Annotated in this window: 24 protein-coding genes; 14 read left to right on the top strand and 10 right to left on the bottom strand. The window is 71.1% G+C overall.

What is annotated here, in order from left to right; genetic code table 11:
• The first annotated feature begins 46 nt into the window (after positions 1–46).
• Together ACFYNU_RS22235 and ACFYNU_RS22230 are read left to right on the top strand one after the other, a co-directional pair.
• Positions 47–1,351, top strand: a complete 1,305-nt coding sequence (locus ACFYNU_RS22235; protein WP_356591110.1) for a M18 family aminopeptidase — start codon at positions 47–49, stop codon at positions 1,349–1,351.
• Positions 1,352–1,440: 89 nt separating this feature from the next.
• Entirely contained in the window at positions 1,441–1,647 is a 207-nt protein-coding gene (locus ACFYNU_RS22230; protein WP_356591112.1) for a DUF6458 family protein, read from the top strand.
• 75 nt (positions 1,648–1,722) lie between these two features.
• Here the strand turns inward: ACFYNU_RS22230 and ACFYNU_RS22225 are convergent, their stop codons facing one another.
• A complete protein-coding gene (locus ACFYNU_RS22225; RefSeq protein WP_356591114.1) occupies positions 1,723–3,570 on the bottom strand; it encodes an NHL domain-containing thioredoxin family protein in 1,848 nt (615 codons plus the stop codon).
• Between the two features lie 151 nt (positions 3,571–3,721).
• Positions 3,722–4,714, bottom strand: a complete 993-nt coding sequence (locus ACFYNU_RS22220) for a winged helix-turn-helix domain-containing protein (RefSeq protein WP_356591116.1) — start codon at positions 4,712–4,714, stop codon at positions 3,722–3,724.
• A 78-nt stretch (positions 4,715–4,792) separates the two neighbouring features.
• Between ACFYNU_RS22220 and ACFYNU_RS22215 the strand changes: the two genes are divergently transcribed.
• Positions 4,793–6,040: an MFS transporter gene (locus tag ACFYNU_RS22215; RefSeq protein ID WP_356591118.1), complete on the top strand. Its 1,248-nt coding sequence runs from the start codon at positions 4,793–4,795 to the stop codon at positions 6,038–6,040.
• Complete coding sequence (locus ACFYNU_RS22210) at positions 6,037–6,531, top strand: LURP-one-related family protein (protein ID WP_356591120.1); 495 nt, start codon at positions 6,037–6,039, stop codon at positions 6,529–6,531. The genes ACFYNU_RS22215 and ACFYNU_RS22210 overlap by 4 nt, the downstream gene beginning before the upstream one ends.
• Before the next feature lie 60 nt (positions 6,532–6,591).
• Here ACFYNU_RS22210 and ACFYNU_RS22205 read toward each other — a convergent pair whose 3' ends face one another.
• Positions 6,592–7,404 carry a carbon-nitrogen family hydrolase gene (locus ACFYNU_RS22205; RefSeq protein ID WP_356591122.1) on the bottom strand — a complete coding sequence of 271 codons (813 nt, stop codon included), beginning with the start codon at positions 7,402–7,404 and terminating at the stop codon, positions 6,592–6,594.
• 177 nt (positions 7,405–7,581) lie between these two features.
• On the opposite strand from ACFYNU_RS22205, the gene ACFYNU_RS22200 reads away from it, so the two are divergent.
• A complete protein-coding gene (locus ACFYNU_RS22200) occupies positions 7,582–8,406 on the top strand; it encodes a maleylpyruvate isomerase family mycothiol-dependent enzyme (RefSeq protein ID WP_356591124.1) in 825 nt (274 codons plus the stop codon).
• A 54-nt stretch (positions 8,407–8,460) separates the two neighbouring features.
• Here the strand turns inward: ACFYNU_RS22200 and ACFYNU_RS22195 are convergent, their stop codons facing one another.
• Positions 8,461–9,741, bottom strand: coding sequence for an MFS transporter (locus tag ACFYNU_RS22195; RefSeq protein ID WP_356591263.1), 1,281 nt, complete (start codon positions 9,739–9,741; stop codon positions 8,461–8,463).
• Positions 9,742–9,857: 116 nt separating this feature from the next.
• Positions 9,858–10,520, bottom strand: a complete 663-nt coding sequence (locus ACFYNU_RS22190; protein WP_356591126.1) for a GntR family transcriptional regulator — start codon at positions 10,518–10,520, stop codon at positions 9,858–9,860.
• A gap of 254 nt (positions 10,521–10,774) precedes the next feature.
• Here ACFYNU_RS22190 and ACFYNU_RS22185 point away from each other — a divergent pair, with 254 nt between their 5' ends.
• The 3 genes from ACFYNU_RS22185 (at position 10,775) to ACFYNU_RS22175 (ending at position 13,560) form a co-directional block, all read left to right on the top strand.
• A complete protein-coding gene (locus ACFYNU_RS22185) occupies positions 10,775–11,680 on the top strand; it encodes a serine hydrolase (protein ID WP_356591265.1) in 906 nt (301 codons plus the stop codon).
• A 149-nt stretch (positions 11,681–11,829) separates the two neighbouring features.
• Entirely contained in the window at positions 11,830–12,645 is an 816-nt protein-coding gene (locus ACFYNU_RS22180; protein WP_356591128.1) for an RNA methyltransferase, read from the top strand.
• A gap of 204 nt (positions 12,646–12,849) precedes the next feature.
• Positions 12,850–13,560, top strand: coding sequence for a hypothetical protein (locus ACFYNU_RS22175; RefSeq protein WP_356591130.1), 711 nt, complete (start codon positions 12,850–12,852; stop codon positions 13,558–13,560).
• Between the two features lie 61 nt (positions 13,561–13,621).
• On the opposite strand, the gene ACFYNU_RS22170 is transcribed toward ACFYNU_RS22175, so the two are convergent.
• From ACFYNU_RS22170 to pdhA, 4 genes are all read right to left on the bottom strand, one after another.
• On the bottom strand, positions 13,622–14,833 hold the full coding sequence (locus ACFYNU_RS22170) for a methyltransferase domain-containing protein (RefSeq protein ID WP_356591132.1): 1,212 nt from the start codon (positions 14,831–14,833) through the stop codon (positions 13,622–13,624).
• A 225-nt stretch (positions 14,834–15,058) separates the two neighbouring features.
• Positions 15,059–16,456: a dihydrolipoamide acetyltransferase family protein gene (locus ACFYNU_RS22165; protein ID WP_356591134.1), complete on the bottom strand. Its 1,398-nt coding sequence runs from the start codon at positions 16,454–16,456 to the stop codon at positions 15,059–15,061.
• A gap of 14 nt (positions 16,457–16,470) precedes the next feature.
• Complete coding sequence (locus tag ACFYNU_RS22160; RefSeq protein WP_356591136.1) at positions 16,471–17,451, bottom strand: alpha-ketoacid dehydrogenase subunit beta; 981 nt, start codon at positions 17,449–17,451, stop codon at positions 16,471–16,473.
• Between the two features lie 2 nt (positions 17,452–17,453).
• A complete protein-coding gene (pdhA, locus tag ACFYNU_RS22155; protein ID WP_356591138.1) occupies positions 17,454–18,644 on the bottom strand; it encodes a pyruvate dehydrogenase (acetyl-transferring) E1 component subunit alpha in 1,191 nt (396 codons plus the stop codon).
• A 325-nt stretch (positions 18,645–18,969) separates the two neighbouring features.
• On the opposite strand from pdhA, the gene ACFYNU_RS22150 reads away from it, so the two are divergent.
• The 3 genes from ACFYNU_RS22150 to ACFYNU_RS22140 all read left to right on the top strand — a co-directional run bounded on the left by ACFYNU_RS22150 (position 18,970) and on the right by ACFYNU_RS22140 (position 21,392).
• On the top strand, positions 18,970–19,629 hold the full coding sequence (locus tag ACFYNU_RS22150; protein WP_356591140.1) for a response regulator transcription factor: 660 nt from the start codon (positions 18,970–18,972) through the stop codon (positions 19,627–19,629).
• 152 nt (positions 19,630–19,781) lie between these two features.
• Complete coding sequence (locus ACFYNU_RS22145; RefSeq protein WP_356591142.1) at positions 19,782–20,288, top strand: pyridoxamine 5'-phosphate oxidase family protein; 507 nt, start codon at positions 19,782–19,784, stop codon at positions 20,286–20,288.
• A 45-nt stretch (positions 20,289–20,333) separates the two neighbouring features.
• A complete protein-coding gene (locus ACFYNU_RS22140; RefSeq protein ID WP_356591144.1) occupies positions 20,334–21,392 on the top strand; it encodes a phosphotransferase in 1,059 nt (352 codons plus the stop codon).
• Between the two features lie 49 nt (positions 21,393–21,441).
• On the opposite strand, the gene ACFYNU_RS22135 is transcribed toward ACFYNU_RS22140, so the two are convergent.
• Positions 21,442–23,058, bottom strand: a complete 1,617-nt coding sequence (locus ACFYNU_RS22135) for a protein kinase (protein WP_356591146.1) — start codon at positions 23,056–23,058, stop codon at positions 21,442–21,444.
• Positions 23,059–23,469: 411 nt separating this feature from the next.
• On the opposite strand from ACFYNU_RS22135, the gene ACFYNU_RS22130 reads away from it, so the two are divergent.
• The 3 genes from ACFYNU_RS22130 to ACFYNU_RS22120 all read left to right on the top strand — a co-directional run bounded on the left by ACFYNU_RS22130 (position 23,470) and on the right by ACFYNU_RS22120 (position 26,781).
• Positions 23,470–25,083: a protein kinase gene (locus tag ACFYNU_RS22130; protein WP_356591148.1), complete on the top strand. Its 1,614-nt coding sequence runs from the start codon at positions 23,470–23,472 to the stop codon at positions 25,081–25,083.
• Positions 25,084–25,290: 207 nt separating this feature from the next.
• Positions 25,291–25,950, top strand: a complete 660-nt coding sequence (locus ACFYNU_RS22125) for a hypothetical protein (protein ID WP_356591150.1) — start codon at positions 25,291–25,293, stop codon at positions 25,948–25,950.
• Positions 25,951–26,109: 159 nt separating this feature from the next.
• On the top strand, positions 26,110–26,781 hold the full coding sequence (locus ACFYNU_RS22120; protein WP_356591152.1) for a PadR family transcriptional regulator: 672 nt from the start codon (positions 26,110–26,112) through the stop codon (positions 26,779–26,781).
• Positions 26,782–26,883 lie beyond the last annotated feature (102 nt).

Raw genomic sequence — 26,883 nt, 5'->3', positions numbered from 1 at the left:
CCATCCGCGTCGGAGGCCGCGCGGCTTGGCTCGTTAGGGTGAACACATGAGCACATCCGCCCGCTTCGACCGCGGCCACACCGACGACCTGATGACCTTCCTCGCCGCCAGCCCCACGCCGTACCACGCGGTGGCGAACGCGGCCGAGCGCCTGGAGAAGGCCGGCTTCCGGCAGGTCCGGGAGACGGACGCGTGGGAGGGGACCACCGGCGGCAAGTACATCCTGCGCGGCGGGGCGCTCATCGCCTGGTACGTCCCCGAGGGAGCCGAGCCGCACACCCCGTTCCGGATCGTCGGCGCGCACACCGACTCCCCCAACCTCCGGGTGAAGCCGCTGCCCGACACCGGCGCGTACGGCTGGCGACAGGTCGCCGTCGAGGTGTACGGCGGGCCGCTGCTCAACACCTGGCTGGACCGGGACCTGGGGCTGGCCGGCCGGCTCACCCTGCGGGACGGCAGCCACCGCCTGGTCAACGTGGACCGGCCGCTGCTGCGGGTGCCGCAGCTCGCCGTCCATCTGGACCGGGGAGTCAACACCGACGGTCTGAAGCTCAACCCGCAGCGGCACATGCAGCCCGTCTGGGGCCTCGGCGAGGCCGAGGAGGGCGATCTGATCCGCTTCGTCGCCGAGGAGGCCGGGGTCGACGCGGCCGACGTCACCGGCTGGGACCTGATGCCGCACTCCGTCGAGCCGCCCGCCCGCCTCGGGCGTGACTTCGACCTGGTGGCCGGGCCGCGCATGGACAACCTGCTGTCGGTGCACGCCGGTACGGCCGCGCTGGCCGCCGTCGCCGGGGCCGCCGACTCGGATACGGCCCTGCCGTACATCCCGGTCCTCGCCGCCTTCGACCACGAGGAGAGCGGCTCCCAGTCCGACACGGGCGCCGACGGACCGCTGCTCGGCACGGTGATGGAGCGTTCGGTGCTGGCACGCGGCGGCTCCTACGAGGACCGGGCGCGGGCGCTGGCGGGCACGGTCTGCCTCTCCTCCGACACCGGGCACGCCGTGCACCCCAACTACGCGGAGCGCCACGACCCGACGCACCACCCGCGGATCAACGGCGGGCCGATCCTCAAGGTCAACGTCAACATGCGGTACTCGACGGACGGCGGCGGGCGCGCGGTGTTCGCGGCGGCGTGCGAGCGGGCCGGGGTGCCGTGGCAGTCGTTCGTCTCGAACAACTCGATGCCCTGCGGCACGACCATCGGCCCGATCACGGCGGCCCGGCACGGCATCAAGACCGTCGACATCGGCGCGGCCATCGTCTCCATGCACAGCGCCCGCGAACTGTGCGGCGCCGACGACCCGTTCCTCCTCGCGAACGCGCTGACGGCGTTTCTGGAAAGCTGAATTCCCTTCTCCTGCATGGGTGTTCCGGGGCCGGGTACCCGCGTAAGCGGCCCCCGAACGGCCACCATTCGTATCAGGAGGCGGGATTCATGGGCGTTGGCGGATGTATCGCACTCATCGCGGTGGGGGCGATCCTCACTTTCGCGACGGACTGGGAGGCGGAGAGCGTCAACCTCGATCTGGTCGGGGTGATCCTCATGGCCGTCGGCCTCATCGGCATCGCGACGTTCACGAGCATGGCCAAGCGCCGGCGGGCGGTCGTACAACCGCCGACGGTGATCGAACGCGACCGGTAGGCCCGCCGGCGCCCCGCACCCCTGCGCGGCGCCGTACCTCTACGCGGCGCCGTACCCCTGCGCGTCCTCGTACCGCTACGCGTCCAGGCCGGCCAGCACCAGTCCCAGCCGGCCGGTGCCCGACGCCGTGACGCGTACGGGGATGCTCCAGTCCTGCTGGTGGACATGGCACGCGGGGTACTCGATCTCCGGCGCGTCGTCGCAAGACGCGGCCATGGCCGAGACATGCAGCACGCCCTCGGTGACACCGTCGGCCACCACCAGCCCACGGCCGAGGTCCGTGCCCGCGCCGGCGCCTTCGGCCAGCAGCTCCGCCGGTGTGGCGGAGACCAGCAGCCGGGTCGACGGGCCGTAACGGGTGTCCAGCTTCTGGCCGCCCGGCGCTTCGAAGACGACGTCGAGCCGCAGCGTGCCCGGCGCGATGTCGGTCGAGGCGCGCCGCGTGCGGTGCGCCACCGACTCGACGCGGACGGCCTCGTCGGGCAGCCGCAGCCGGGTCAGCCGGTGGCGCGCGGACTCGACCACGACGATGTCGTCACCGACGAGCACCGCGTCGGAAGGCTCCCGCAGATCCGTGGCGAGCGTCGTGACCTCGCCGGTCGCCGGGTCGTAGCGGCGCAGGGCGTGGTTGTACGTGTCCGACACGGCCACCGAGCCGTCCGGCAGCGCGGTCACGCCGAGCGGGTGCTGGAGCAGGGCCTGTCCGGCGGGGCCGTCGCGGTGGCCGAAGTCGAAGAGCCCGGTGCCGACGGCGGTCCGTACGACGAAGCCGTTCCCGTCCGGCTCCACGTACCGCAGGGCGCTGGTCTCGGAGTCGGCCACCCACAGCCGGTCCCCGGCCGCGGCGAGCCCGGACGGCTGCGCGAACCACGCCTCGGCGGCGGGCCCGTCGACCAGACCCTCGTTGGTGGTGCCGGCCGCGACCTCGACGGTGCCGGTCGCCGGGTCGTACGTCCACAGCTGGTGCACCCCGGCCATCGCGATCCACAGCCGGTCCTGCCACCAGGCGACGTCCCACGGCGAGGACAGCGCCACGTCGAGCGCGGGCCCCTGGGTGGGTGAGCCCTGCCACCACTGCCGGCCGGTGCCGGCCAGGGTCTCGACAGCGCCGGTGGCGGGATCGTAGGCGCGGATCGCGTGGTTCACGGTGTCGGCGACGGCGATCCGGCCGTCGGGCAGCGGGGCGAGCCCCTGCGGCTCGTTGAACGCGGCGTCGGGCCCGTCCGCCCCGAGGCCCCGCAGACCGTTGCCGACGCGCCTCACGACGCTCTCGCCGTCGGCGGCCAGCTCGACCAGCTGGTGCCGGGTGGAGTCGGAGACGAGGAAGTTCCCCGAGGGCAGCGCGAGCACCTTGCCGGGGAAGCGCAGGTCGGTGGCGACCGGCTCGGGCGCGACGTAGGGCCCGTCGCCGCGCCGCAGGGTGCCCTTCGCGGCGTGCTCGGCCTCCAGCTCCTGGACCAGCTTCTCGATGGCGTGCGCGTGCCCCTCGCCCGCGTGCTGCGCCACCACGTACCCCTCGGGGTCGATGACGACGAGCGTGGGCCAGGCCCGTACCGCGTACTGCTTCCAGGTCACCAGCTCCGGGTCGTCCAGGACGGGGTGGTGCACCTCGTACCGCTCGACGGCGTCCACGACGGCGGCGTGCTCGGCCTCGTGGACGAACTTCGGCGAGTGGACACCGATGATCACCACGGTGTCGCTGTGCTTCTGCTCCAACTCGCGCAGCTCGTCCAGGACATGCAGACAGTTGATGCAGCAGAACGTCCAAAAATCGAGCAGGACGATACGTCCGCGCAGGTCGGCCAGGGTGAGGTCGGTGCCGCCCGTGTTGAGCCAGCCGCCCCTGCCGACCAGCTCGGGGGCACGGACACGGGCACGGCGGCGGGGCGCGGGGGCGGGCACGGCTGCGGACGCGTCGTTCATGGTTCAAGGGTGCCACCCGGGTCGGACACCACGCTCCGGCACCCCGCGCACGGCGGCCGAAACAGTCCGGAGAGCCGCTCCCCCGAGCCCGCGGACGTCAGGATTACGGGCTACCGCGTACCGCCCCGCCCGGCCCTCCGGGGCCCGGTGGTCATGCCCCGCGGGCCCCGGGGCGGCTCGCGCGGACCAGGACCTCGCCCGCCTCCGTACGGAAGTAGAGCACCGAACGGCCCGACCGGCGGCGGCCGATCAGGGACGCGTCCAGCAGGACCCGCAGATGGCGGCCCACCGAGCCGAGGCCCTGGCCCGTCAGTGCCACCAGCTGGGTCGTGGACTTCGGGGAGCCGAGCAGGGCGAGCACCCCGGCCCGGCCGGGGCCGAGCAGGGCGCGCAGGGGTTCGGGGACCGGCGGGCGGGCGCCCTCGTCGGCCAGGGCTCCGGCGCACGGGTACACCACGGCGTAACGGTCGGCGTCCCACGACACCCAGCTCTGCTGCGGCGTCACCGGCACGAACATCAGCCGCACCCCGGGGATCTCCTGCGACCGGTCCGCGCGGGTGGAGATCTGGAGGCGGCTGCCGCCGAGCCAGCGCATCCCCCGGCGCATGTCACCCATCGCCGCCGCCCAGCCGCCCCGGCTCAACTGCGTCGTACGCGCGACGACATCGGCCTCGATGAGACGCCGCCGCCGTGGCCAGTACGGCAGCACCGTCTCCGTCCACACCCACTCCACGGCCTCGGCCGCCCGCTCCGGGAGGTCGTCACGGCCCGCGAGGAGGGCGGGCAGCGGGCCGTCGAGGGAGACCAGCAGATCGGCGCGGACGGTGGCCGGCGGGGTGTCGCGGATCCGGGTCAGCTCGTCCTCGAAGGTCTGGTCGGTCAGGGTCTGGCCGGTGGGTGTGGGCGTGATGAAGTCGGCGTTCCAGGTGCGGCCGAAGGCCGCCCGTACCAGCAGCGCCGTGACCGGGTCGGCGGCCTGCCGGGCCCGGTACGCCGGCAGATGGGTGTCCAGCCACGCGCGCTCGCCGGGATGCGCGGCCCCGCCCTCCTCCAGCGCGCGCAGGCTCGCCACCGCCTCGGTGAGCGGCGACACGACGAACCGGCTCCCGGCGAGCGTGTCCGCGTCGACCTGCCACCAGCCCATGTCCCGCCCGCCCTTCCCATGTTTCGCGCTGTCGCGAAACATTAACGTCCCGCCCGTGGCGCCTCGGAGACTCCCCGCATGCGCACCTACCAAGAGCTGTTCCGCACACCGGAGTTCACCCCGCTCTTCCTCACCTCCGCCGGCAAGGTCGCGGCCCAGACCGTCAGCGGGCTCGCGCTGGGCACGCTCGTCTTCACGGCGACCGGCTCACCGCTGCTCTCCGCGCTCGCCATGCTCGGCCCCTCCCTCGCGCAGGTGATCGGCGCGACGATGCTGCTGTCGGCGGCCGACCGGCTGCCCCCGCGCGCCACCCTGGTCACGCTGTCGCTGCTGTTCGCCCTCGGTATGGCCGCCGCCGCCCTGCCCGGACTGCCCGTGCCGGCGGTCCTCGGGATCGTGCTCGGTCTCGGTGTGCTCTCCGCGCTCGGCGGCGGGGTGCTCCTCGGGCTGCTCAACGAGATCCTCTCCAAAGAGGGCTATCTGCTCGGCCGGTCCACCATCAACATGTCCTCGGGCCTGATGCAGATCGGCGGCTTCGCGACCGGCGGTCTGCTGGTCGCCCTCCTCTCCCCGCGCGGCGCGCTGCTCACCGGCGCCGCGCTGTATCTGGTGGCGGCGGGCGTCGCGCGGCTCGGCCTCAGTAGGAGGCCGCCGCGCGCCGCGGGCCGCGCGTCGATCGGCCAGACCTGGCGCAACAACGCGCGTCTGCTGTCGTCCCCGCCCCGTCGCACCGTCTATCTGGCGCTGTGGGTGCCCAACGGTCTGGTCGTCGGCTGCGAGTCCCTGTACGTGCCCTACGCACCCGAGCACGCGGGGCTCCTCTTCGCCGCCGGTGCGGCGGGCATGCTCACCGGGGACATCCTGATCGGCCGGTTCGTCCCCCGCCGCCTGCGCTCGCGGCTCACGGTCCCGCTGCTGTTGCTGCTCGCCGTGCCGCACCTGTTCTTCTTCCTGAGCCCGTCGGTGCCGGTCGCCGCCGCCGTCGTCGCGCTCGCGACGGTCGGCTACGGGGCGAGCCTCGTCTCCCAGGAACGCCTCATGGCCCTGACCCCGGAAGAACTGAGCGGGCACGCCCTCGGGCTGCACTCCGCCGGCATGCTCACGATGCAGGGGGTGTGCGCGCTCGTGGCGGGCGCCGTCGCCGAGCGGACCTCCCCGGCGACGGGCATCACGGTGCTGGCGGCGGCCTCCGTCGCGGTGACCCTGATGCTGGCGCGCGGACTGCGCGCGGAGCCGGCCGCGAAGGGCGGCTCTGTCCCCCGTACGCGTACAGCTGAGGCCGTACCGCCGTCCCCCGGCAGTCCGGTGGGTACGGATGGCGCATGAAGTACTTGGTGCGCGACAAGATCTTCGCCATCGGCGACGACTACTGGATCGAGGACGAGCAGGGCCGCCAGGCCTTCCTCGTGGACGGAAAGGCGCTACGGCTGCGCGACACCCTGGAGCTGAAGGACCCTCAGGGGCGCGTACTGGTCACACTCCGTCAGAAGCTGCTCAGCCTGCGGGACGCGATGACGATCGAGCGGGACGGTGAGCCGCTGGCCACCATCCGTAAGAAGAGGCTGTCGCTGCTGCGCAACCACTACCGCGTCGCCCTGGCCGAGGGCACCGAACTGGACGTGAGCGGGCGGATCCTGGACCGCGAGTTCGCGATCGAGTACGACGGCGAACTGCTGGCGCATGTCTCGCGCCGGTGGTTCCGGGTGCGCGAGACGTACGCCATCGACGTGCTCAGGGACGACGCGGACGCGTCGCTGCTGATCGCGGTCGCGGTGTGCGTGATCCGGATGGCGGAGAAGGAGCGCGAGGAGGACTGAGCGGGCGGGCTCGGGGCGTCAGCGGCGGGGCGTCAACGGTGGGACGTCGGCGGCTGGATGTCAGCGGCCGGGCGCGGTCACGCCCAGCAGCCGGTCCTTCAGGACCGGGAACTGCTCGCGCGTCGTCGCGACCCTCGCCGGGTCGAACTCGACGGTCAGGACCTCCTCGCCCGTCCCCGCCTCGGCCAGCACCTCGCCCCACGGGTCGACCACGATGCTGTGCCCGGACTGCTCCACCCCGGCGTGCGTACCGGCGGTCGAGCAGGCGAGCACATACGCCTGGTTCTCCACCGCGCGCGCCTGGGCCAGCAGGGTCCAGTGCGCGCGGCGGCGGGCCGGCCAGCCCGCCGGGACCACGAAGACCTGCGCGCCCTCGTCGAGCAGCCCCCGGAACAGCTCGGGGAAGCGCAGGTCGTAGCAGGTGGCGAGGCCCAGCACCGCATCCGGCAGGGCGACGGTCACCAACTCGTCGCCCGCGCCCATCAACGTTGCCTCGCCCTTGTCGAAACCGAAGCGGTGGATCTTGCGGTACGAGCGCACGAGGGCGCCGTCGGGCGAGATGACGAGCGCGGTGTTGTAGAGGTCGGCGGCGCCGTCCAGGACGGCCTCGGGGGCGCGTTCCACCAGGGAGCCCGCGTGCAGCCAGACGCCCGCGTCGCGCGCCGCCTCGGACATCGCCCGGAACGTCGGACCGTCCAGCGTCTCGGCCTCGGCGGCGAACGACTCGTAAGCGAAAGCGCCCACCGGCCACAGCTCCGGCAGGACCACCAGATCGGCGCCGCGCTGCTGCCTCACCAAGGAGGCCGCGCGCTCCCTACGGGAATTGACCGATTCGTCCGGGTCTACTGCGATCTGGATGAGGGAGGCGCGCACACTACCACCGTCCTGGCATTCGAGCCTTCTACACGGGCCTACGATCGTCACACGAAAGCACTGCCGGGGTGCCAACGGGCAGCGTAACTTAGGCTCTCGAACCTCCCACGCAGCCCACAGCCCGCCGCCCGCATCCAGCAGCCCAGCCCGCTAACCGCAGAACCGTCGAGGGGTCCCGTGACCGTCCATCCCAGCCTTCAAACCTACGCCGATGCCTGGTCCCACTCCATTGAAGCCATAGCCGAGCTGGTACAGCCACTCGTCGAGGGTGAGTGGAACCGGCGCACGCCGTGCCCCGGCTGGTCGGTGCGGGACATCGTCTCGCACGTCATCGGGCTGGAAACCGAGATGCTCGGGGATCCACGGCCCATCCACACACTGCCCCGCGACCTGTACCACGTACAGAGCGAGATCTCCCGCTACATGGAGATGCAGGTGGACGTACGGCGCCACCACACCGCCCCGGAGATGACCTCCGAGCTGGAGTACACGATCATCCGCCGCAACCGTCAGCTGCGGAATGAGAACCGCCAGCCCGACACCATGGTCCGTGCCCCGCTCGGCACCGAGCAGACGCTCGAACACGCCATGCGCAACCGCGCGTTCGACATCTGGGTGCATGAGCAGGATCTGCGTACGACGCTGAGCAAGCCCGGCAATCTCGACTCCGCCGGCGCGCTCGTCACGCGCGACATGCTCCTCGAAGCCCTTCCGAAGGTCGTCGCGAAGGACGCGGGCGCGCCGCCGAACACGGCGATCGTCTTCGACGTGCACGGCCCCGTCGAGTTCCTGCGGACGGTCCGGGTCGACGCGGACGGCCGCGGCACGATCGACGGCTCGCCCTCGCTCGGTCCCGCGGTGACGCTGGTGATGGACTGGGAGACGTACTTCCGGCTGGCGTGCGGGCGGGTACGGGCCGCCGCCGTGCCGGACCGGATCAAGACGGACGGGGACGCGCAGCTGGCGGCGGCGATCCTGCGGGAGTTCGCGGTCACGCCGTAGCGGCTCCCGCCGCCCGACGAAGACTCGGCGGGGGACCGGCGGGGGACGCGGCGGCTACGCGGGTACGTGCACGGCCTCCACCCGGCTCGCCACCAGCCGCTCCCGCTCCCGTCGTGCCGCGCGCGCCCGCAGCCGCAGGATCTGCGTGACCCCGAGCGCTTCGAGGACGAAGACGGACGAGAACGCGACGCGGTAGTCGCCGCCGGTCGCGTCGAGCAGCACGCCGACCGCGAACAGTGTCGTCATCGAGGCCATGAAACCGCCCATATTGACGATGCCGGAGGCGGTGCCCTGACGGGCCGGCGGGTTCGCGGGCCGGGCGAAGTCGAAGCCGATCATCGAGGCCGGTCCGCAGGCGCCGAGGACGACGCAGAGCGTGATCAGCAGCCACATCGGCGCGTGCGGGCCGGGGTAGGCGAGCGTGGATCCCCACACGAGCGCGGTCACACCGACCGTACCGAGGGCGAGCGGGGCCCTGGCCGCGTGGTGGCGGGCGATGATCTGCCCGTAGACGAGGCCGATCACCATGTTGACGAGAACGATCAGCGTCAGCAGATCGCCCGCCGTCGCCCGGGACTGCCCCTGGGCCTCGACGAGGAACGGCAGCCCCCACAGCAGCAGGAAGACCATGGCGGGGAACTGGGTGGTGAAGTGCACCCAGAGCCCCAGCCGGGTGCCGGGCTCCCGCCACGACTCGGCGATCTGCTTCCGTACATAGGTCGCGCCGGCGTGCTCGGCCGGGGGCGGCTCGTGGCCCTCGGGGTGGTCCTTGAGGAAGAACAGCATCAGTACGAGGACGACGACACCGGCCATGGAACTGCCGACGAAGGTCGTGGTCCAGCCGAGGTCGCTCAGCAGCCGGGCGATGACGAGCGTGGAGACCAGATTGCCCGCCATCCCGAAGAGCCCGGTGAACTGCGCGATCAACGGGCCCTGACGGGCGGGGAACCAGTGGGCGCCGAGGCGCAGTACGGCGATGAAGGTCATCGCGTCGCCGCAGCCGAGGAGCGCGCGGGCGGCGAGGGCCATGCCGTAGGTGGGGGCGAGGGCGAAGCCGAGCTGGCCGAGGGTGAAGAGCGTCACGCCGAGGGTGAGGACCCGGCGGGTGCCGAGCCGGTCGACCATGAGGCCGACGGGTATCTGCATCCCGGCGTAGACGAGGAGTTGGAGGATCGAGAACGTGGAGAGGGCGGAGGCGTTGACGTCGAAGCGGTCGGCGGCGTCGAGTCCGGCGACGCCGAGGCTCGTACGGAAGATGACGGCGACGAAGTAGACGGCCACGCCGATGCTCCACACGGCGACGGCGCGCCGGCCGCCGGGCGGATCACCGGGCAGGCTGAGGGCGGGGCCCCGGCCGTCGCGGCCGTCGCGGCCGTCGCGACCGTCGCGACCGGAACTTCCGCCGGCCCCGGCGCTGTCGCGACCCGAACTTCCTCCCGCCGAGGGCGCGCTCACCGGCCCTCACCCCGGATGAGCACCTTGACGCGGCCGACGTGGGCGCGCACGCACCGCGCGGCGGCGTCGGCGTCACCGGCCCGGATGGCTTCGAGCAGTTCGCTGTGCTCGGTGATGCTGGTCCGGACCCGCTCGGGATGCGCCTCCATGACGGCGACGCCCATTCTCAACTGCCGGTCCCTGAGCTGGTCGTAGAGCTTGGACAGGATCTCGTTGCCCGCGTTGCGCACGATCTCGGCGTGGAAGCACCGGTCTGCGACGGCCACGGCGGCAAGGTCGCCCTCACCGGCGAGGCGGCGCTGCTCCTCGACCAGTTCCTCCAGGCGCGCGATGAACGGCGCGGACGCGGGGACGGCCTTGCGTGCCGTGAACTCCTCGACCAGCAGGCGCGTTTCGACGACATCGGCGATCTCCTGCGCGGAGACGGCGAGTACGAGGGCGCCCTTCTTGGGATAGAGCTTGATCAGCCCCTCGACCTCCAGCTTGAGCAGCGCCTCGCGTACGGGGGTGCGCGACACCCCGACGGCCTCGGCGAGTTCGCCCTCCGTAAGGAGGGTGCCGCCCTGGTAGTGCCGGTCGAGCACACCCTGTTTGATGTGGCTGTAGACACGGTCGGCGGCGGGTGGCTGTCTCACGGGGACGACGGGGGCGGCAGGCATGCGCACAGCTTAGATACAACAGGGATGCGACGGGGATCCCGTCCACATCGCGGAACGGCAGATTTCCCGGGCGTGTCGCACATCCATTCCGCCGTTTCACACGTCTTTCTGTGGACCCCCCGTTTACCAACGGGGCCCCAATTCACTTCAGACCAAGGCAATTGCGACATCGGAGACTTCCTTTGATAACCAGCTTCCCGGGCGTGGTCCGAAACGTTCGCCGTTCCACGGTCGTAGCCCTCACCGCCGGCGCGATGCTGACGGGCACGGCCCTGGCCGCCCCCGCGGCCCTGGCGACCGAGTCCGCGCCCGCCGCCCAGGCCGCCGCCGCTCTGCCGACCCTGTCGGCGAAGGGCGCCTTCCTGCTGGACAGCGACACCGGCAAGGCGCGCTACACCAAGACGGGGGACACCCGTCGCCAGATGGCGAGCACCACCAAGATCATGACGGCCGCCGTGGTGCTGAACACCAAGGGCATCGACCTCAACCGCAAGGTCACCGTCAAGCAGTCCTACCGCGACTACGTCGTCCGCGAGGGCGCGAGCACCGCGGACCTGCGCACCGGTGACAAGGTCACGATCCGCCAGCTCCTCTACGGCCTGATGCTCCCGTCCGGCTGCGACGCGGCGTACGCCCTCGCGGACGCGATCGGCACCGGCTCCACGGAGGCCGCGCGCACCAAGTCGTTCATCTCGAAGATGAACGCGAAGGCCACCGAACTGGGCCTGAAGAACACCAAGTTCGACTCCTTCGACGGCATCTCCCAGGCCGGCAACAACTACACGACCCCGCGCGACCTGGCGACCATCGCCCAGTACGCGCTGAAGAACTCCGCGCTGCGCACGGTGGTCAAGACGACGACCATCAAGACGTCCGCCACCAGCAGCACGGGCGGCACGCGCACGTACACCTGGCACAACACGAACCAGCTGCTCGGCTCGTACAGCGGCGCGTTCGGCGTCAAGACCGGCACGGGCACGGCCGCCGGCCCCTGCCTGATCTTCGCGGCCACCCGTAACGGCAAGACGCACGTCGGCGTCATCCTGAACGGCACCGACCGCTACAACGACGCGGCGAAGCTGCTCGACTACTACTCCGGCGCGTCGACGGCGAAGACGATGAAGCTCCGCCAGCTCCCGGCCGGCGCCCAGCGCGACTGACCCCCCTGCGGGATGCGGTAAGAGGCGCGGCCACCACATGGTGGCCGCGCCTTCGTCGTCGCCGGAGCCGCCGTCCGCGGCGGACCGAGCCCCGCGCGCCCCCCTGTAACCTTCCTCGGTCAGACGTCGACCGACATCGAGGGGGACGGGTGGCCGGTCAGCGGATCACAACCCGCAACGCCCGCTTCCAGCAGTGGCACGCGCTGCTCGCCAACCGCAACAAGCGCAAGCGCCAGAACGAGTTCCTCGTCCAGGGCGTACGCCCCATCACGATGGCCGTCGAACACGGCTGGACCGTACGCGCCCTGCTGTACGACGCGAGCCGCCCGCTCTCGCGCTGGGCCGAGGAGCTGCTGCGCGGCAACGTGACGGACCGGGTCGCGATGGCCCCCGAACTCCTCGCCGAACTCGGCGAACGCTCCGACGGCGCACCCGAGGTCCTGGCCGTGGTCGAGATGCGACCGGACGACCTGAGCCGTATCCGCGTCCATGACGCCTTCCTGGGCGTGCTGTTCGACCGCCCCACCCAGCCGGGCAACATCGGCAGCATCATCCGCTCGGCGGACGCCTTCGGCGCGGACGGCCTGATCGTCACCGGCCACGCGGCGGACGTCTACGACCCGAAGGCCGTACGCGCCACGACGGGCTCGCTGTTCGCCCTCCCCGTCGTCCGCAGCCCGTCGCACCACGAGGTCGCGCAGTGGCTGACGAAGGAACGCGCCCAGGGCCGCCCCGTCGCGGTCATCGGCACGGACGAACACGGCGACGCCCACGCCGACAAGTTCGACCTGACCCAGCCGGCGCTGCTGCTGATCGGCAACGAGACGACGGGCCTGAGCGCGGGCTGGCGCGAGTTGTGCGACCACACGGTGAGCATCCCGATGTCGGGCTCGGCAACCTCCCTGAACGCCTCGAACGCGGCAACGGCCATCCTCTACGAGGCCTCCCGCCAACGCCGCGCCTGAGCCGGGGAGTTACGCCCCCGGCCCCAGATACGCGGTCAACGCCCTCCTTGGAGTCCCGCAAGGCGACAAGACGCTGTGGGCGGACTGCGGCGCGCCCCGTCAGCCGCTCCCGGCCCGTGGCGGGGATTGTCAGTGGCCGATGCGATGCTGACGCCGGCGAGTGCACTCGCTGTGATCAATTCGCGGTGATCAATGGAGGTTCCGATGAGTAAGCAGTCAGCGTCCGTCCCGCCTCCGGTCCGATTCGACGCCGCTTGGTGCGCCACCGACCTCGGCGAGTACCGTGCCTGCCGTTTCACCTACGAGCGCTACTCCTACGAGAGTCTGCCGCCGCTCGACTCCAGCCGGTTCACGGGCGCCTTCCAATGGCTCGGGGGCATTGGCGAACCCATCCCGAAAGAGGTCGCGAGGCTCAGCCAACTGGCCGAGGATCTGTCCGCCAGGGGCCTCACGCTGCCGCAGGATTTCGTCACGTTCCAGACCAGCGCGAATCTGCGCCTCTCGCTGGACGCGGTCTCGGCGACCGGCTGTTGGACCGATATCTCGAATCCGGTGCCCAGTCCCGTCGAGCCCGGTGCCTTCCTCGTGCCGTTTCTGCGGGATCAGCAGGACTGCGTCATCTGGTACCTCTACCTCCGCCCGTCGGGCGAGGCGTTCGTGGTGCACTCCGGCTTCAACTACGAGTACGAGTACGAGGCAGTGCGCGACGGGGAAGAGTCAGACGTCGATCTCGGCGATGCGGAGCAGCAGAGAGCCGCGATCCTGTGGTGTGCGCCGTCGTTCGAGGAGTTCGCCCATCGGTTCTGGATCGAGAACCGTCTCTGGCACGCGGCCAACGACGGTGAACTGGCCCAGCTCGAACCGCTGCTGAGTGATTACTTGCAGCACTACGCGGCGTCTGCGGCCTCCACCTGACCGCGCATTGAGCGGGGCCCCTTCCCTGAATGCCACGAACGGACAGATCGACGCGTCTCGCTCATATCCAGGGCTCCCCGGCGGCGCCGGAAGGCGTCCCCTGTCGAGGCGGGCCGATCGTGTGTGACGGTTCGTCCAGCCATGCCTCCTGGCGTCCCCGGGCCGTCACCGTCAGGCCGAAGCGGGTCAGGGGTGGGCGGGCGTGGTCCTGCCACCAGGATTGGGCCGTGGTGATCTCGTCCCAGAGGCGGCGGGTGCCCCATTGGCGGACCGCGTCCGGGGCGTCCCAGGACTCGTAACGCACCGACGCCCAGGAGCCGTTGCCGTCCGAGAGGATGATCCGGTAGGTGGCGGACGGGTTCGCGGCGTCCCAGGTGTGGACGTAGCGCGCGTCCGGGACGTGGAGGCCGATCGTGAACGCCACGTCCACGTTCGACACCGCCAGGTCCGGGTCCATCGCGGAGGGGCCGAGCAGGTCCGGTTCCGTGGGTGGGAGCGTCACCGTGTGGGGGCGCTGGGCGCGCATCCACATGAAGCTGACGTTGTCCACGAAGCGGCCGTACGAGGGGGCGCCGGGCTCGCCCCGGACCAGGCGCAGCAGGCCCGCGTTGGCGTACGGCGTGCCCCACGGTGTCACGAGGGTCGCGCCCGTGCGGGTCTGTCCGATCCAGGTGCGGGGCACGCGGCGGACGGCCGCCGTGGAGTGGATGTGGTCGTACGGCGCGCCCTTGGGCCAGCCCGCCAGGCCGTCGCCGACGACCAGTCGCGCGGGCGGGAGCCCCGCGTCCTTCAGGCGGTGCGCGGCCTGTGCGGAGACGCGCGGGTCGACCTCCACCGTGGTGACGGCCCGGTCGCCGAGCCGGGCCGTCAGCAGGGCGCTTGTCCAGCCCGTGCCCGTGCCGATGTCGAGCACGCGGGCGCCGGCGGCGACATCCAGATGCCGCAGCATCACCGCCACCAGGGAGGGCTTGGAGGCGGACGACGTGGGGACGCCGGGGCCGTCGTGGGCGCCGTCGTCCAGTTGTGTGACGACCACCCCGTCGGCGTCGACCAGTGCCCGCCACGCATCGGGCTCGGCGGCGCGGGTGATCCGCCGGTGGCCGGTCGGGGACGTGTCGTCCGGTGCCCATACCGTCTCCGGCACGAACTCCGCACGCGGGGCGCGCTCGAACGCGCCTCGCCAATCCTCGGCCAGCGCGCCGGACTTGGTCAGCCCCGCCAGCAACCGCGTGTAGCCGTCGGTCACTTCTTGGGCGGCACGGGCCTGGTCCACTGACCGTCCGACTCCTTCGGTGTCTGCTTCTGGTCCCCTTCTGTGCCGCCCTTGCCGTCACCGTGCTCACCCATGAACGTCTCCCCTCGGTCCCTGACCGGCCGACTGCGGTCGGTCACCGAAACAGATATACCCGCTCCGCTCCGTGACCATCAGGGGCGCGTAGAAGCGAAAGGGTCGCAACTCCGTGCGGAGTTGCGACCCTTCCGGTCGTCGCGTGAGCCGTCAGCCCCAGGTGATCAGTCGCTTCGGCTGTTCCAGGATCGCCGCGATGTCCGCGAGGACCTTGGAGCCCAACTCGCCGTCCACCAGGCGGTGGTCGAACGACAGCGCCAGGGTGGTGACCTGGCGGGGCTTCACCTTGCCCTTGTGGACCCAGGGCTGGGGCTTGATGGCGCCGACCGCCAGGATCGCGGACTCGCCCGGGTTGAGGATGGGCGTGCCCGTGTCGACGCCGAAGACGCCGACGTTGGTGATCGTCACCGTGCCGCCCTGCATGGCCGCCGGGGTCGTCCGGCCCTCGCGGGCCGTGGACACCAGTTCGCCCAGGGACTCGGCGAGTTGGGGCAGGGTCTTGTCGTGCGCGTCCTTGATGTTCGGGACGAGCAGGCCGCGCGGCGTGGCCGCCGCGATGCCGAGGTTGACGTAGTGCTTGACCACGATCTCCTGGGCGGCCTCGTCCCAGGTGGCGTTGACCTCGGGGTGCCGCTTGACGGCGACCAGGAGCGCCTTGGCGACGAGCAGCAGCGGGTTGACCCGTACACCCGCCATGTCCTTGTCGGACTTGAGCTCGTCCACCAGCCTCATGGTGCGCGTCACGTCGACCGTCACGAACTCCGTGACGTGCGGCGCGGTGAACGCGCTGCCCACCATCGCCGCCGCCGTGGCCTTCCGTACGCCCTTCACGGGGATACGGGTCTCCCGGCCGGCCGGAGCGGTCACGGCCGGGGCGGGCGCCGGAGCCGCCACCGGGGCGGCGGCCTCCGGTGAAGGCGCCGTCGCCGCGTGCACGTCCTCGCGGGTGATGATCCCGTCCGGGCCCGTGGGCGTGATCGTCGCCAGGTCGACGCCGAGGTCCTTGGCGAGCTTGCGTACCGGCGGCTTCGCCAGCGGACGGGACAGGCCCTCGGCCGCGGGAGGCGATGCCACCCCGTTCATCTCCGCCTGGATCGCCGCAGCCGCGACGCCCTGCTCGGGGACCGACGACGCCCCCTTGCGCGGACGCCGCTTCGTGGACGCCTCCGAGACGCCGTAGCCCACGAGCACCGGCTGGCGCCCCTTCGGCTCGGCGGCCTCGGGCTCAGGAGCGGGAGCCGCAGCGGGAGCAGGGGCGGGCGCGGGCGCCTCCTCCGCAGGAGACCCCGGCGCCACGTCCACCGTGATGATCGACGCGCCGACGTCGACGGTCGTGCCCTCCTCGAAGCGCAGCGCGTGCACCACCCCGTCGTAGGGGATGGGCAGTTCGACGGCCGCCTTCGCCGTCTCCACCTCGCACACCACCTGGCCGTCGACGACGGTGTCGCCCGGCTGTACGTACCACTTGAGGATCTCGGCCTCGGTGAGTCCCTCGCCCACGTCGGGCATCTTGAACTCTCGATAGCGGGTAGAAGTGTCAGCAGTCATGGTCACGGCACTCCTCAGTACGCGAGCGAGCGGTCGACGGCGTCGAGCACTCGGTCCAGGCCCGGAAGGTACTCCTCCTCCAGGCGTGCCGGGGGATACGGGGCGTGGAAGCCGCCGACCCGCAGCACCGGAGCCTCCAGGTGGTAGAAGGAGCGCTCCGTGATCCGGGCGGCGATCTCCGCGCCGGAGCCGTAGAACACCGGTGCCTCGTGGACCACGACCAGCCGGCGCGTCTTCTCCACCGACGTCTGGATCGTGTCGAAGTCGATCGGGGACATCGAGCGGAGATCGAGCACCTCCACCGACTTGCCCTCCTCGGCCGCGGCGGCTGCCGCCTCCAGGCAGACCTTCACCATCGGCCCGTACGCCGCGAGCGTCAGGTCCGTGCCGGTCCGGGTGACCCGCGCCTTGTGCAGCGGGCCCGGGATGGCCTCGGTGTCGACCTCGCTCTTGTCCCAGTAGCGCCGCTTGGGCTCGAAGAAGATGACCGGGTCGTCGCTCTGGATGGCCTGCTGCATCATCCAGTAGCCGTCCGCGGACGTCGACGGCGAGACGATCTTCAACCCCGCGACATGCGCGAACAGGGCTTCCGGCGACTCCGAGTGGTGCTCGACGGCGCCGATGCCGCCGCCGTACGGAATACGGATGACGACCGGCATCTTGATCTTGCCGAGCGCGCGGGCGTGCATCTTCGCGAGCTGCGTGACGATCTGGTCGTACGCGGGGAAGACGAAGCCGTCGAACTGGATCTCCACGACGGGCCGGTAGCCGCGCAGCGCGAGGCCGATCGCGGTCCCGACGATGCCCGACTCGGCGAGCGGGGTGTCGATGACCCGGCTCTCGCCGAAGTCCTTCTGGAGACCGTCGGTGACCCGGAAGACGCCGCCGAGCTTGCCGACGTCCTCGCCCATGATCAGGACCTTGGGGTCGGTGTCGAGGGCCACGCGCAACGACTCGTTGATCGCCTTCGCGAGGGGGAGTTTCTGTACGGTCATGGCTACTTGCCCTCCTCAGCGGCGTGCGTGCCGTCGGAGAACGACGCCTCGTACGCCGCGAACTGCGCCCGCTCCTCGTCGACGAGCGCGTGCCCGTCCGCGTAGACATGGTCGAAGATCGCCATGTGGTCCGGGTCGGGCATCGCCCGCACCGCCTCCCGCACGCGCCTGCCGAGCGCCTCGCTCTCCTCCTCCAGGGCGGTGAAGAACGCCTCGTCGGCGACCGACTCCCGCTCCAGATAGGCGCGCAGCCGCAGGATCGGGTCCTTCGCCTCCCACGCCTCGCGCTCCTCGTCCGCCCGGTACTTCGTCGGGTCGTCGGAGGTGGTGTGCGCGCCCATCCGATAGGTGAAGGCCTCCACGAGCATCGGGCCCTGACCGGTGCGGGCACGCTCCAGCGCGGCGCGCGTCACGGCGAGGCAGGCCAGTACGTCGTTGCCGTCGACGCGGACGCCGGGGAAGCCGAAGCCCTGCGCGCGCTGGTAGAGCGGCACGCGCATCTGCTTCTCGGTGGGCTCGGAGATCGCCCACTGGTTGTTCTGGCAGAAGAAGACGACCGGCGCGTTGTACACGGCCGAAAAGGTGAACGCCTCCGCGACGTCGCCCTGGCTGGACGCGCCGTCGCCGAAGTAGGCGATGACGGCCGAGTCCGCGCCGTCCTTGGTCACGCCCATCGCGTAGCCGGCGGCGTGCAGCGTCTGCGAGCCGATGACGATCGTGTAGAGGTGGAAGTTGTTGGTCTTCGGGTCCCAGCCGCCGTGGTTCACACCGCGGAACATCCCGAGCAGATTCGTCGGGTCGACGCCCCGGCACCAGGCGACGCCGTGCTCCCGGTACGTCGGGAAGACGTAGTCGTCGTCGCGCAGCGCGCGGCCCGAGCCGATCTGGGCGGCCTCCTGGCCGAGCAGCGAGGCCCACAGGCCCAGCTCGCCCTGGCGCTGGAGGGACGTGGCCTCGGCGTCGAAACGGCGCGTGAGGACCATGTCGCGGTAGAGCCCGCGCAGAGATTCGGGGGTGATGTCGGCTACGTAGCCGTCGTACTCGTCGTTCTTGACGCGCTCGCCCTCGGGCGTCAGCAGCTGTACGAGCTGGGGCTCGGAAGCCTTCGGCTGCGACGCCGTCTTGGCGCCGGCGCGCTTGGTGCCGCTGCTACGTCGCGGCTTTCGCGCGGCGGCAGTGCTCTCCACGGTCACGTGCGTGCTCCTCCGTCGGTCCGGTCCCCGGGATCCGCCGGGAACCAGTGCGGCTCGCCTGCTTCCGGACGCGTGCACGGGGTGGGTGCGGCCCGGCCGGGACAGGCGTGACAGGTGCCCCGGCGAGCGCCCTGTCACAGGCACGTTACCCAGTGGGTCGCATTCCTGCGAAACCCCTATTGACCTGCGATTTTGCTTGGATTTCCAAGTAAATCGCAAAAGTCGGGGACAACCACTGGTCACAGCCTTGCAGGCCGCCGGAACAACGGCACGTTATCCCGACGGCCCACGACGGGGATAGGGGGAAGTGTGTTTGACTGATCTCGTGCCTGAAAAGGGAAAAATCACCGTATTTCTGCTGGACGACCATGAGGTCGTGCGCCGGGGTGTGCACGAGTTGCTCGCCGTCGAGGACGACATCGAGGTCGTGGGCGAGGCGGGTACGGCCGCGGACGCGCTGACCAGGATCCCGGCGACCCGGCCGGACGTCGCGGTGCTGGATGTACGGCTGCCGGACGGCAGCGGGGTCGAGGTGTGCCGCGAGATCCGTTCCAGGGACGAGGGCATCAAGTGTCTGATGCTCACCTCGTTCTCGGACGACGAGGCGCTGTTCGACGCGATCATGGCGGGCGCCTCGGGTTACGTGCTCAAGGCGATCCGCGGCGACGAATTGCTGACCGCCGTACGGGACGTGGCGGCCGGCCGCTCCCTGCTGGACCCGGTCGCGACGGCGCGGGTGCTCCAGCGGCTGCGCGAGGGCAACACCCCCAAGGGCGACGACAAGCTCGCGAACCTCACCGACCAGGAGCGCAAGATCCTGGATCTCATCGGCGAGGGACTGACCAACCGCGCGATCGGCGAGCGGCTGCATCTCGCCGAGAAGACGATCAAGAATTACGTCTCCAGCCTGCTGTCCAAACTGGGGATGGAACGGCGCTCACAGGCCGCCGCGTACGTGGCGAGGATCCAGGCCGAGCAGCGCTGAGCGACCGTGGGGGGCGGTGCGCACGGCGCTGAAACCTGTCGAAGGGCCCTTCCCGGCCCGAGTTCCCCGAAGGCCCGGCAAGGACCAAGGTCCCCTTCTTCCGGGGCGGGCTGCTCTGTTCCGTCGACGATCGGTGACAGAGAGTGGATGGCATGTCCACCGATGATCTGCGCGCGATCGACCTCCTCGGCCGAGTCCGGTACGGGCGGGTGGCCACCAGCATGCGGGCGATGCCCTTCGTGGCCCCCGCCCGGCACATCGTCAAGGACGAGAACGTGGTCCTGCGCCTGCACCGCGGCATGGGGTACCACCGCGCGTGCAGCGGCAGCGTGGTCGCGTACGGCGCCGACAACTTCAACACCGGCGAGCCCGATCTCTGGTCGGTCCAGTTCACCGGCACCGCGAGCATGATCAGGCCGACGACGGACGAGCTGGCGCTGTTCGGGCCGGGTCCGCACCATGTCGACGGAGAGCCGTTCGAGCCCGTCTACATGAGCCTGACGCCGCAGTTCGTGACGGTGCACGTCCTTGAGTACTCGACCGCGGGGGCCGACGGGCACCCGGCCCGGCAGCCGGCCGAGCTGAGCGGCAGCGCGAGCGCGAGCGGCGGCCGTGGTGACGGCCGGAGCGGACAGCGACACGATCGCCACGCTGCGTGATCTATCATTTGAAGGGTGCCGTGCTCATCTGCAACGACCGCGACCATGCCCTATGTCGCGACCGCTCCACCCGTGGTGGACCTCCCCTTCGGCCTTCTGCCGCTCGGTGACCTGCTCCGACGCTACGACCACGGCGGCGAGCCCCTGGCCTGCCGGCCGGTCGCCCAGGGTCTGCTGAACCGGGGGTACCGGCTCACCACCACCCGTGGCACCTATTTCCTCAAGCACCATCTCGACGGCGACCGCGAGTCCATCGCCCGCCAGCACCGCGCCACCCGCCGCCTCCAGGCGCTCGGGGTGCCCGTCGCACCGCCCGTCCGGGACACCGACGGCGGCACCGTCGCCGTCGTCGACGGCCACTGCTACGCGCTCCACCCCTGGATCGACGGCCGCCACCGCACCGGCGCCCAGCTCACGCCCGCCGCGTCGCGGCGGCTCGGGTGGCTCCTCGGAGCCGTACACACCTGTCTGGGACAGGTCATGGAGTCGGCGACGGACCGGACGGACCGCCTCGCGTACGACGGGGCGTACGACTCCGCCGACCCGGCCGACACCTTCGCGCTCATCGACGAGTTACTCGCCCTGGCCCGCTCGCGCACCCCGCGCGACGGCTTCGACTCCCTCGCCGAACACCGGCTGCGCGAGCGCCGCACCCTCCTGGAGCGGCACGCCCACCACCGGCCGCCCCCGGCCGCCGAGGCGGCCACCGGCTGGGTGCACGGCGACTTCCATCCGCTGAATCTGCTCTACCGGGGCACCGAGCCCGTCGCGATCGTCGACTGGGACCGCCTCTCCGTCCAGCCCCGCGCCGAAGAGGCGGTCCGGGCGGCGGCGATCTTCTTCGTACGGCCGTCAGGAGAGCTGGACCTGGAGAAGGTACGGGCGTACGCGCGCGCCTACCGGCTCGTGTCCGGGGCCGACGCCGCCGAACTGGCCTCCGCCGTCCACCGGGTGTGGTGGGAGCGGCTGAACGACTTCTGGATACTGCGCTGGCGCTACCAGCTGGACGACCGAAGGGCCGACCCGCAGTTCCCCGCGGTGTCGGCCCTGGCGGTGTGGTGGACGCGGAGGTACGAAGAGGTGTGCGAGGCCTTCGCGGGGTGACCGCGAGGCCGCGGGGACCGGGGCGCCGCCCCGGCCGCTCGTCGGACGGTCAGCGCTGGCTTCCCGCGCCGGCCGCCGTACCCTCGACGACTCCCCCGCCCGGGTCGCCCGCGGCGCCGCCCGGCGTCCCCGTGTTGCCCTCCGTGGTCCCGCCCTCGTTCGTCCCGCCCTCCGGGTCGCCCGTGTCGCCCGACGGCGTGGGATCCGACGACGGATCGCCGCTGCCACCGTCCGTCGTCCCCTCGTCGTCGCCCGGGTCGGTCGAGGACGGCGGATTCGACGGCTCGTCCGACTCCGACGGCCGCTCGCTCGGGGAATCGTCGTCCGACGGGTACTCCGGCTGCTGGTTGCCGCCCGTGGAGGTGTCCTGGTCGTCCTCGGTCGGCGCGGACTCCTCGTCCGACTTCGACGGCTTGTCGCTCGGGGTGCTGGACGGGCTCTGCGAGGTCTTCTCGTCCTGCTTGTTCCCGTCGGTGGTGCCGGTCATGTTGTTCACCGCGTACGCGGCGCCCGCCAGGATCGCGACCACGGCGAACAGCGCGAAGAGCCACATCTTGCCCCGGCCGCCGCGCCCGTCGCCGCCGTGGTGGCCGCCGTCGTAACCGCCGTCGTTCGGGTTCTGCGGCGGCAGCAGCGGGCGCTGCGCGGTGTCGCTGTGCGGCGGGTGACCGAGCGCGGTCGTCGCGGCGGTGCCCATCGCCGGGGTGCCGCCCTCGTGCAGGTCGACGGGCCCGGTGTTCCAGGTGCCGACGTGGCTGCCCTGCTGCTGGAGCATCTGCATGCCGTACTGGACGAGACCGCGCATCTCCTCGGCGCTCTGGAACCGGTCGTCCGGGTCCTTCGCGAGCGAGCGCATGACCAGCCCGTCCAGCTCCGGCGGCACCACGTCCGAGACCTCGGACGGCGGGACGGGGATGTCCTGGACATGCTGGTACACGACGGACAGCGGCGTCTCACCGGTGAACGGCGGGCGCAGCGACAGGAGTTCGTAGAGCAGACAGCCCGTGGCGTACAGGTCGGACCGGTGGTCGACGGCCTTGCCGAGCGCCTGCTCGGGGGAGAGGTACTGCGGCGTGCCCATGACCATGCCGGTCTGCGTCATGGTCGACTGCGCGCCGTGCAGGGCGCGCGCGATGCCGAAGTCCATGACCTTGACCGCGCCGCCGTGCGTGATGATCACGTTCGCGGGCTTGATGTCACGGTGCACGATGCCGTGCTGGTGCGAGTACGCGAGCGCTTCGAGCACACCCGAGACGATGATCAACGCCTGCTCGGGCGGCGGCGCTTCGGCGTTGAGCAGCAGATCGCGGATCGTGCGGCCCTCGACCAGCTCCATGACGATGTACGGCACGGTCTGGCCGTTCACGACATCCTCACCGGAGTCGTACACCGCCACCACGGCATGGTGGTTGAGGCCGGCCACCGACTGGGCCTCGCGGGTGAAGCGCGCCTTGGAGACCGGGTCCTCGGCGAGGTCGGCCCGCAGCAGTTTCACCGCCACGGTACGGCCGAGCCGGACGTCCTCCGCCGCGTACACCTCCGCCATACCGCCCCGGCCGAGGCGGTACGTCATCCGGTAGCGGCCGTCTCCGACCAGCCCGCCGACGCCCCACGAGTCAGCGGCATCGGACACTCCGCCGCTGTCTGCTTCGGGTTCGGGTGCCATCAGTCCTCGCCGTCGTTTCTGTCCGCGTGCCGCCCGCGTGCGCGGGGGCGCGGTGGTGCCTGGGATGGATGGGGGAAGTCACGGGTCCAGGAGCCGGTACGGATCCTGGGTGACGCTGTGCCGGTCACGCTACAGCCTTCGCGCGGCACGCCAATTGGAGATGGACCGGTCATCAAACCCGGTACGGCCGCACGCGCGCAAATTCCATGCTCGTCCCATGCTTTTCCTGTAACGCTTCCGAGACGCTTGTTGTGCGTAGGGTCACGGAACGGGCACCTGGCTTGACGTGTCACTGCCCTGCGGCAGACTTGGCCCGTAAATACGGGATCACGGGATCACGCGAGTGCGGGTGCGGATCAGCGCGAAGCCACTGACATCACCGCGTCGCCGTGCCGAGGGGGAAGCACAGTCATGAGCCACGACGGCGCACAGGGCCGCTACGCGGGCGGTTCGGTCGCGGGCGGCCGGTATCAGCTTCGTGACCTTCTCGGCGAGGGCGGCATGGCGTCCGTCTATCTCGCGTACGACGCGGCGCTCGACCGGCAGGTCGCGATCAAGACGCTCCACACCGAACTCGGCCGTGAGCAGTCCTTCCGCGAGCGCTTCCGGCGCGAGGCGCAGGCCGTCGCGAAGCTGTCGCACACCAACATCGTCTCGGTCTTCGACACGGGTGAGGACGAGCTGGACGGCTCGCTCATGCCGTACATCGTCATGGAGTACGTGGAGGGCCAGCCGCTCGGCTCGGTGCTCCAGTCCGACATCCAGAGTTACGGCGCGATGCCCGCAGACCGCGCGCTGAAGGTGACGGCGGACGTGCTCGCCGCGCTGGAGACCAGCCACGAGATGGGTCTGGTGCACCGCGACATCAAGCCCGGCAACGTGATGATGACCAAGCGCGGCGTCGTCAAGGTGATGGACTTCGGCATCGCGCGGGCCATGCAGTCCGGCGTCACGTCGATGACGCAGACCGGCATGGTCGTCGGCACACCGCAGTACCTCTCCCCCGAGCAGGCGCTGGGGCGCGGTGTCGACGCCCGCTCCGACCTGTACTCGGTCGGCATCATGCTCTTCCAACTGCTGACGGGGCGGCTGCCGTTCGAGGCGGACTCGCCGCTGGCGATCGCGTACGCGCATGTGCAGGAGGAGCCGGTCGCGCCCTCCTCCATCAACCGCTCGATCACACCCGCGATGGACGCGCTGGTCGCGCGGGCGCTGAAGAAGAACCCGAACGAGCGGTTCCCGAGCGCCGCCGCGATGCGCGACGAGTGCGCGCGGGTGCTTCCGCAGGGCCAGACCGGCGCGCCGGTGATCGTGCAGGGCGCCCCGTCGACGAGCGGCGCGGGCGTGGGCTCGGCGGTCTTCCCGCCGGTGGACCAGGGGACGCCGGCGCCGCAGGCCGGTATGCAGACGCCGTACCAGCCGGGGGCGTACGGCCCGCCGACACCGGCGATGCAGGGCCAGGCACCGATGCAGACGCCGCCGCCCACGTACGGCTACCCGCCGCAGCACAACCAGGGCTACCAGACACCGGCGCCCACGTACCCGATGTCGCCGCAGCAGCCGATGGGGCCCCACGGTGGCGGGGGCGGGGGCAGCAAGCGGAACATGCCGGTGATCATCGGCTCGATCGTCGTCGCGATCGCGGCGATCGGCGGTCTGACGTTCGCGCTGACGCAGGGCGACGACGCGGGGGAGGGCGGTTCGGAGGCCAAGCCCAGCGGCTCCGCGGTGGAGGGACACCGGCCGCCCGAGCGCAACCGGACCATCGACAAGGAGAAGTGCTCGGACGCGTACGAGGACGGTGTCGACCCGAAGAAGGTCCAGGCACCCGACCTGCGCTACAAGGACATCCTCTCCGTCAAGGAGTGCCTGCGGTCCGCGGGGTGGACGTGGACGGAGACCGACGTCAACGACCCCACGCAGGCGGAGGACATCGTGGTCGACCAGTTCCCGCGCCAGGGCGCGGCGGTGCTGCCCAAGGACCAGGAGTTCGAGCTGAAGATCTCGACGGGCAACCCGGAGTAGCTCTGCGGGCCGCGGTGGCCGGCGAAGGTCCGGGCGGCGCCGCCGGTTCGGACGGCGCGGGTCCGGGCGGTTTGGGTCCCGTCGGCGCGTGATCGGCGCGTGATGGGCCGGCGCGTGATCGGCGCGTGATCGCGGGAGTGTACGGCGGCCGTTGCGCCCGGTCGTCGCCGAGATGCCGCTTCTGTCACCACATGTGACGCTGAGTCTGTGACGTCACGGCTCCACGCACGGCTCCGCACCTCCTGCACGCTCGCGGGCACGCTCGCCTCCCTCTTACTGACCGCCGCGCCCCTCGCGTACGCCGAGGAGCGCGAGCCGCCACGTGCCGGCCCGTCGCGCACCACCCCGAGCGCGACCTCCTCGCTGGCGGGGAACCAGGCCGGGCAGGGACGGCCGCGGCCGGGCCGGACGTCCCCGAGTCCCGAGGTCTCGGAGCCGGAGTCCGTCGAGGGGTCCGCGGACGGAGCGCCGTCACCGACGCCGACCTCCCCGCGTACGAACGGAATGACACCGTCCGGTTCCGCTTCGCCGTCCGCCACCACTTCCGCGTCACGCTCCGCCGCGCCGAAGAAGGAGAAGAAGCACGAGGGGAAGAAGGATCCGAAGACGGAACCCGAGCCGGAGCCCGACCGCCGCGACGAGAGTGACGGCGACGACGACGTGGACCTGACGGACGACTCGGAAGCCTCGGCGGACACGCCCCTTTCGCCCCCTACGTCCCCTCAGGACGCCTCCGCGCAGGAGCAGACCAGCCAGGCCGTCCCCCAGCCGGTCGCCCGCGCCGTCCCGGCGCTGACCCTCGGCATCGGTATGGCGCTGATGGGACTAGGGATCGGATTTCTGGGCGTACGACTCCGTCGACGCTGACCCGCGAAGCCCCGCACACCGACTCCGGAACCAGCTCTGAGCTGCACCTTTATCGCCCTCGTACATCTCGCGACGCCCTTACGTCCCCCTTAGGACTGACGCGCGACGTCCCTCTCAAGGCCCTTGCCGCGAAGGCCATACTCGGTATACATACTGAGTATGTCGATCCGCCACGGCCTACTGGCCCTCCTCGAACCGGGACCGCGCTACGGCTCTCAGCTCCGTACGGAGTTCGAATCCCGTACCGGCGCCACCTGGCCCCTGAACGTCGGCCAGGTCTATACGACGCTGAACCGTCTGGAGCGCGACGGCATGGTCGTCCAGGACGGTGAGGACGAGGCCGGCCACGCGCTCTACGTGATCACGGACGCCGGTCGTGAGGAGTTGCGGAACTGGTTCCGCTCACCGGTCGACCGGCGCAGTCCGCCGCGCGACGAACTCGCCATAAAGCTCGCGATGGCCGTAGGCGCCCCCGGTGTCGACATCCGGGAAGTGATCCAGTCCCAGCGCCACCACACGGTGCAGGCGATGCAGGACTACACCCGGCTCAAGGCCCAGGCCACCGACGTCTCCCCGGACAACCGGGACGACGTGGCGTGGCTGCTCGTCCTCGAACAGCTCATCTTCCAGACCGAGGCCGAGGCGCGCTGGCTCGACCACTGCGAGGCCAGGCTCGTCCGGCTCTCGCTGATGGCGGCTGAGAAGGAGAAGCAGCGGAAGAGGCAGGACGGGGAGGAGCGGGACGCCGATCGGCGTCCGACAGGGGCGGGGGCGGGGGAGCCGGGCAAGTCCGCCCCACGGGCCGGCCTCGGCCGCCCCAAGGCCCGCTGACGCGACCGACACCCGCCGTCGCGAAGCCCGCTCGCGCTGCGAACGCATCACCGACGAACCAAATCCGCACCACAGACCCCACGTACCAGATCCATTCTCAAG

Origin of the sequence: Streptomyces sp. NPDC006643, assembly GCF_042870175.1 — a bacterium.
Taxonomy (GTDB): domain Bacteria; phylum Actinomycetota; class Actinomycetes; order Streptomycetales; family Streptomycetaceae; genus Streptomyces.
This window is presented reverse-complemented; position numbering and strand designations above follow the sequence as displayed.